Genomic DNA, 6,355 nt, shown 5'->3' on the forward strand with positions numbered 1-6,355 from the left:
CAGCACCAGATCCTGCTCGGCGCGGCGAGCGAGCGCCGTCCAGCCCGGCCCGCCATGATCGGCCTCGACCAGCGTGATGAAATCCTCGCGGCGGTCTTCCATGCGGTAGTCGGTGAGATCGGTGGTGCCGCCCGTGGCGACCGGGAAATGGGTCAGATCGGCGGCGCGGGCGGGATAGGCCAGGCGAAAACGGCCGCGCGCCGGATCGGGCTCCAGCGGGGTCGCCGGCGTCACGGCCAGGCGCTTCGGCGAGAAGGCCAGGCGTCCGCCGTCCTGCATCGCCGTCATCGGATGATGGGCGACGGAAATGGCGCCGGAACCGCCTGAGAAAATGTGCTCTTGGTAGAGGAAGGGGTGGTTGTCGCGGAGCGTGAAGACCTTGTCGACGGCAGCGCCCATGACCTTGCGGCGCAGCCGGAAGACGGCGCGCCAGCCGCCGGCGATGGCGCCGTTCTCGACGACATCCCATTCGCTGTTGGCCGTCCAGCCATGCAGGGGTGCGGCCTCGACATCGCTGGTGGAAAACGGCGCGCAAAGGAAATCGCCCGACAGACGCACCGTGCCTTCGGGGAGATTTTCCGGCAGCGTCTCGTGCGGCGAGCCGACCCAGGGCGCGCGGTGCAGCGGTTTCAGCACGCGGCCGCCGGCCTCGATTTCCATGGCGGCGATATGGCCGACGGCGAGATCGAGCGAAACCGAGATGCCTTTTGCGTCGATCGTGACCGTGTTCATTGCTCGACCTCGAATCTCTTGCAGAGGGCGCCAACAAAGCCTGCCCGGCGCTCGGAACGCAAGCGCGGCGTCGGGCATTTTGCATCAGCTCCCCACCCTCTGTCCTTGTGGGGAGGGTGGGCGAGCGGTCGGGGCAAAGCGGAGATCGCTCGAAGGGGTGGGGGTCCAACCAAAAAGGAGACCTTTCGTCCCCCAACCCGATCCGCTACGCGGATCGACCCTCCCCACAAGGGAGAGGGTGGGAGCAACCCTACTGCCTTTCATATTCCCGCACCGGCGACTTCGTCCCGTCCGTATAAGTCACCTGCACCGCCATCGACTTCACATCGTCCTTCACCTTGAAATAGGGCTGGTAGTCGGCGGGAACGGCGTAAGGATCCTTGGCGTCGCAGGGCGGCATCTTGATCTCTTTGTCGAGCGCCGTGCCGTTCAGGCTGTAATGCACTTCCTTGATGGCGCAGCGGAAGGACAGCATCTGGGTGAAATAGACCAGGCCGTAATTGCCGCTGGCGTCGAAGGCGATCCACGAGGTCCAGAACTGGTCGAGGATCTGCTTGTTGCCCTGCTGCAGGGCGGCATCCGGGTCGAAGCGGATGTCGAACGGGCCGGTCTCGCGGCCCCTGATGTCGAGGTATTTTATGGCGATGGTGTTAGCCGCGGTGCTGTCCGGCAGCTCGAAGCTCGGATTGGGCATCGGCTTGCCGGTGCGCTGGTCGTTCATCGCCATCAGGCCGGTGTCGGTGAACGGACCGCTGTCGCCGAGCCGCCAGGAGATCGCCGTCGCCGGCTCAGGCAGCGAGATCGTCATCGACCAGCCGGCGTTGGAGCGCGTCGGCGTCAGCGTCGGCACGAAGCGCGAGGGGTCGAGCACGTCGCCAAGTGCCGCCAGCCGGGTGCGGCTGCGGTCGAGCCAGTCGGCCAGTTGGGTCTGGTCGACGAAATATTTGAGCAGGCCGCCGTCCTTCTCATAGGAAACGAATTTCGTGAGCGCCTCGGCTTCGCTGCGCTTATCGGCCAGCGTCTGGCTGCCGAGGCGGTCTTCCGAAAATTCCTGCGCCAGGAGGAAGTAAGCCGGCGCGTAATCGGGATTGGCGGTTATGAAGGCGTTGAGCCTGTCAGGCCGCTCGGCATCGTCGAACTGGAGCAGATGGACGAGCTTGATCGCCGGCGCCTTGGCCTTCTCGGCGAGCTGGCCGAACACTTCGCGGGCGCCGGCTTTGCCGTCCTGGACCCTTAACAGCGTGGCGAAGCGGGTATAGGGATCGATGGCGTCGACATCGAAGCCGGCAAAGGCGAGATAGGCGCGGCGGGCATTGAGCATGTCTCCCGCCAGCTCGTAGACGCGGGCGTTGTGATAAAACTCGTCGGGGCGCTTGGGATCGGCGATCGCCCCGCCCTGCGCCGCCAGTTGGGCAAAGCCCTTGGCGATAGTGTCGATCGAGGCGGCGATCTGCTCGGTCGTTGCCTGCAGCTTTTCGGCCTGAGCCTGCTGCTGTTGCTGCCCGGCGGCTAATGTGTCGGTGGTCTGCTTGACCGCCTCGACCGTCTTCTGCGTCTCGGCGCCCTGTTCGGTCTGCTGCTTCTGTGTCTGCGCGATCTGGTCCGTCTTCTGTGCCACCGTGTCGGTGGACTTCTTGACCGCTTCGACCGTATTCTGCGTCTCGGTGACCGTCTTCTCGATCTTCGCCACCTTTTCGGAGACGATGCCCAGCGACTGCTGGAGCTCAGCCACCGCCGGCACCAGCGCGGCGATGACGCCGTTCTGCGAATTGGTTTCCTGCTGGACGCCGTAGACGCTGCCGGCGATCGCCGCCGCGCTGGTGGCGAAAATCAGCGCCGGCATGGCCTTCGCCGCCAGCACCAGGCGCAGCACCATGGCGATGGCGATGATCGCCGCGGCGACCGCCGCGATGAGCGCGATATAGGCGGCAAAGGGCCCGAGGGGGTTGAGCACGTCCGACACCGCGCCGCTGACGAAGGCGACGCTGCCCGCCCATTTGCCGGTGCGGCTGAGCGAGGCCCTGAGCAGCGAGGTCGTGCCCGTGGCGATTTCCGACATGCCGATCCCCCCAAATCCAAGCCGGCCGCATCATAGCGGCAAGGGGGTGTGGAAGGCAAAGCGAGCTGCGACGGCGCAAAACCTGGGCAAATGCCTTATTACCGCCGTTAACCAGTTGGACGCGGCAGGTGCGTTACGTTAGCCTCACCGCATCTCAGCAACAGCTTAAGAACAGTCTTGTCCTATCTGCGTCCCTTGCCCCTCATCCAAAAATTTATGGCCGCGTTGGCCTTGCTGCTGCTGGTTGCCGGCTGCACCACCGCAGCGCCGCCGGAAAGCGTGCTGGCCGTGCCGGCGCAGCCGCAGAAATACGCGGCGATCGTGGTCGACGCCCCGACCGGCAAGACGCTGTTCGAGGTCAGTTCGACGGCGCAGCGTTATCCGGCCTCGCTCACCAAGATGATGACGCTATACATGCTGTTCGAGGCGCTGGAGAGCGGCCGGGTGACCAAGGAGACGCAGATTCCGGTTTCCGACCACGCCGCCTCGCAGCCGCCGACGAAGCTGCGCTTCCGGCGCGGCGAGACGATCGACGTCGATTCCGCCATCCGCGCCATGGTGGTGAAGTCGGCGAACGACGTGGCGGTGGCGGTGGGCGAATATCTGGGCGGCGGCAGCGAGGACCAGTTCGCCGCCATGATGACCGCAAAGGCGCGCCAGCTCGGCATGACCAGCACCAATTTCCGCAACGCCTGCGGCCTGCCCGACGACGGCCAGGTGACGAGCGCGCGCGACATGGCGGTGCTGGGGCTGGCGCTCGAGCACCGCTTCCCGCAGCATTTCCACTATTTTTCCGAAAGCGACTTCATGTTCCGCGGCCGGCTGGTGCGCGGCCACAACGACATGCTGGGTCGCGTGCGCGGCGTCGACGGCATCAAGACCGGGTATATCCGCGCCTCCGGCTACAACATCGTCACCTCCTACAATGCCGACGGGCGGCATCTGATCGTGGTGGTGATGGGCGCCCAAAGCGCGCGCCAGCGCAACGACCATGTCGAGGCGCTGATCCAGCGGAGTCTGGCGCCGATGAGCGCCGATGCGAAGACGCAGCTGATGTATGCCGGGCAGCAGCCGGCCGGTTCGGCGCTTCCCGGCCTGCCGCCGCCTGGTTTGCCGGCGCAGTAGCAGGTGCAGAAACTTTGAAACGCCGGCGGGACAGCGCCCCCATCTGTCCTGCCGGACATCTGCCCCTCAAGGGGGGAGATCAGCCATCATCGCGGCTTTCGCCAATGTTTTCCCGGAACGCGCAAGGGCACGTTGAGATTCAGGTCAGGCCGAGTCGAGAATGGGGGCTTCCGAGAACCGGAGCGGAGCGTACTTGAAGTACGTGAGCACCGGAAGCACAGCCACCATTCGCAGGCCGGCCTCACCTGAATATCAACGTGCCCTACCGAACCACCAGCACCGGGATCTCGGTCAGCGACACCACCTCCGCCGTCTGGCTGCCGAGCACCAGCCGGCCGATGCCGCGACGGCCATGGGACGCCATGACGATGAGGTCGCAGGCCTCGCCACGCGCCGCATCGAGGATCGCCTCGGCGGGCGTCTTGTTCTCGACATGCAGGGTCTTCGCGCTCACGCCGAGCTTATCGGCCTCGGCCTTGCACTTCCCCAGCACCTCGCGGGCATATTTGCGCGCGCTTTGCTCGTAGTTGGTGAGCTCGTCGGCGGCGACATAGCCGGCCATGGCGCCGCCCCAGGCCAGCGCCGGGAACGGCTCGGAGACGGTGACGAAGGTGACCGTGGCGCCAAGGCACTTGGCCAGCTCCAGGCCGTGGACGACGCCCTTGCTGGCCAGTTTCGAGCCGTCGGTGGCGATCAGGATGTGCTTGTACATGGTGGCGATCCCTCTTCTTGCGGGGCGATGCGCGCCCCTGATGGGCGATCAGGCCTGATCTCGATATAATTTCCCTATCAGGCCCGCCACAGGGGCCAGCTTGATCTGGATCAAGGCCAGGCGGTGCAGATGATTGCTCCAGCCGAAGAACGGACAATCGCCAACGGCGCTCCCCCACTCCGTCTCGGGCTTCGCCGAGCCACCTCTCCCCCATTTCATGGGGGCGAGGAACCCAAGTTTGGGAGCGTCGCGCCCTTAGCGATTGGCGTTTCCTCGCCCCCGCGGAAGCGGGGGAGAGGTGGATCGGCGCGCAGCGCCGAGACGGAGCGGGGGCTGGCGCCGCCATAGGCGATTGCACATGGCGGCCGGCGAAGAGCCACGCCTCCCTGCAATCACAAGAACTTGTTCGGTCACACGACCTTCACAGTGACGATGGATATGCCGCGCCGGCTTGGCGTATCGTATCGGAAGCCGAGAACAGGAGCACTGACCATGGCCGGCGACCCCAAGGCATCCGCGCAGACGCAAGTTGACGACGAGAACGACACGGCCGGCGAATATCTCGAGGCGGCCACCGTGCCGGAGGACGCGCATGAAGCGGCCGACGAGATCCTCGAAGCCCCGGAGGTGCCGGATTCGGAACCAACCCCACCCGGCACGACCAGGGTCAAGCCGAAGAAGAAACCGTCGGCGATCAGCGGCCGGAAATTCCGCAAGCGCGACCTGGTGCGCATCGACGATCTCAGGCCGAGCCTTGCCGACCGCATCCGCTCCGACCATCCCGACCTGCCGCGCGGCGCCCGCATCAGCCGCCAGGAGCTCTCGCGCTACCGCATGCGCTACATGGAGGAATTGCTGCAGCAGGAACACGGCGAATTCTCCGAGCTCGACCGCCAGGTGGTGGAATCGATCGCCAGACAAGACACGATCTCGGAAAACTCGGAAGAGGAGTTCGAGGAGCACCGCTCCTTCGCCGACCGCGTCTCCGACTCGATGGCCGAGTTCGGCGGCAGCTGGTGGTTCCTGATCTCGTTCGCGGCCGTGCTCTTGATCTGGATCGGCATCAACCTCGCCGCGGGCCTGGGGCACGCCTTCGACCCCTACCCGTTCATCCTGCTCAACCTTTTGCTCTCCTGCATCGCCGCCATCCAGGCGCCGGTGATCATGATGAGCCAGAAGCGGCAGGAAGCCAAAGACCGGCTGCGCTCCTTCAACGACTACCGGGTGAACCTCAAGGCCGAGCTAGAAGTGCGGCATCTGCACGAAAAGCTCGACTACCTGATCTCGCGCCAATGGCAGCGGCTGGCCGAGATGCAGCAGATGCAGCTCGACGCCATGCACGAGCTGGCCGCGAAGAAGCAGAAGCGGGCGACGAGAGGGGTGCGGCGGAGGGTGGCGAAGGTTGAGGCGGAGGGGTGAGGGTTTCAGGACGAAGCCCGCGCGACGCTCCTTTCAAGCCTGCGCCGCGCCTCGGATACCCGGAGCGACACGCCATCGTCCTGTGAGCTTAAAACGTCACGATCCCAATTGGCCGTTGAAGCCCGGGGCGGCTTCCGCTAAGAAGCCGTGGCTGGCCGGTTCACCGGCCGGTTCGTTTTCCGGTTTCCCGGGGAGCACCCGTAGCTCAGCTGGATAGAGCGCTGCCCTCCGAAGGCAGAGGTCACAGGTTCGAATCCTGTCGGGTGCGCCAATCTCCAAATGGTCCATTCTGGACACATAGGTTACGG

Annotated in this window: 5 protein-coding genes and 1 tRNA gene; 3 read left to right on the forward strand and 3 right to left on the reverse strand. The window is 65.3% G+C overall.

Going from position 1 to position 6,355, the window contains the following annotated elements; genetic code table 11:
* Together DH10_RS15000 and DH10_RS15005 are read right to left on the reverse strand one after the other, a co-directional pair.
* Positions 1 to 732: hypothetical protein (locus DH10_RS15000; protein WP_192384927.1), on the reverse strand; the 732-nt coding region annotated here is incomplete at its 3' end.
* 250 nt (positions 733 to 982) lie between these two features.
* The gene (locus DH10_RS15005; protein ID WP_192253737.1) at positions 983 to 2,791 is read right to left on the reverse strand and encodes a DUF948 domain-containing protein; all 1,809 of its coding nucleotides are present in this window, start codon (positions 2,789 to 2,791) and stop codon (positions 983 to 985) included.
* A 216-nt stretch (positions 2,792 to 3,007) separates the two neighbouring features.
* On the opposite strand from DH10_RS15005, the gene DH10_RS15010 reads away from it, so the two are divergent.
* Positions 3,008 to 3,916, forward strand: a complete 909-nt coding sequence (locus DH10_RS15010; RefSeq protein WP_376774891.1) for a D-alanyl-D-alanine carboxypeptidase family protein — start codon at positions 3,008 to 3,010, stop codon at positions 3,914 to 3,916.
* A 262-nt stretch (positions 3,917 to 4,178) separates the two neighbouring features.
* Here DH10_RS15010 and DH10_RS15015 read toward each other — a convergent pair whose 3' ends face one another.
* Positions 4,179 to 4,628 carry a universal stress protein gene (locus DH10_RS15015; RefSeq protein WP_192253741.1) on the reverse strand — a complete coding sequence of 150 codons (450 nt, stop codon included), beginning with the start codon at positions 4,626 to 4,628 and terminating at the stop codon, positions 4,179 to 4,181.
* A gap of 492 nt (positions 4,629 to 5,120) precedes the next feature.
* Here DH10_RS15015 and DH10_RS15020 point away from each other — a divergent pair, with 492 nt between their 5' ends.
* A complete protein-coding gene (locus DH10_RS15020) occupies positions 5,121 to 6,047 on the forward strand; it encodes a DUF1003 domain-containing protein (protein ID WP_192253743.1) in 927 nt (308 codons plus the stop codon).
* A gap of 194 nt (positions 6,048 to 6,241) precedes the next feature.
* Positions 6,242 to 6,318, forward strand: a tRNA-Arg gene (locus DH10_RS15025).
* Positions 6,319 to 6,355 lie beyond the last annotated feature (37 nt).

The organism is Mesorhizobium silamurunense (assembly GCF_014843825.1).
Lineage (GTDB): Bacteria > Pseudomonadota > Alphaproteobacteria > Rhizobiales > Rhizobiaceae > Mesorhizobium > Mesorhizobium silamurunense.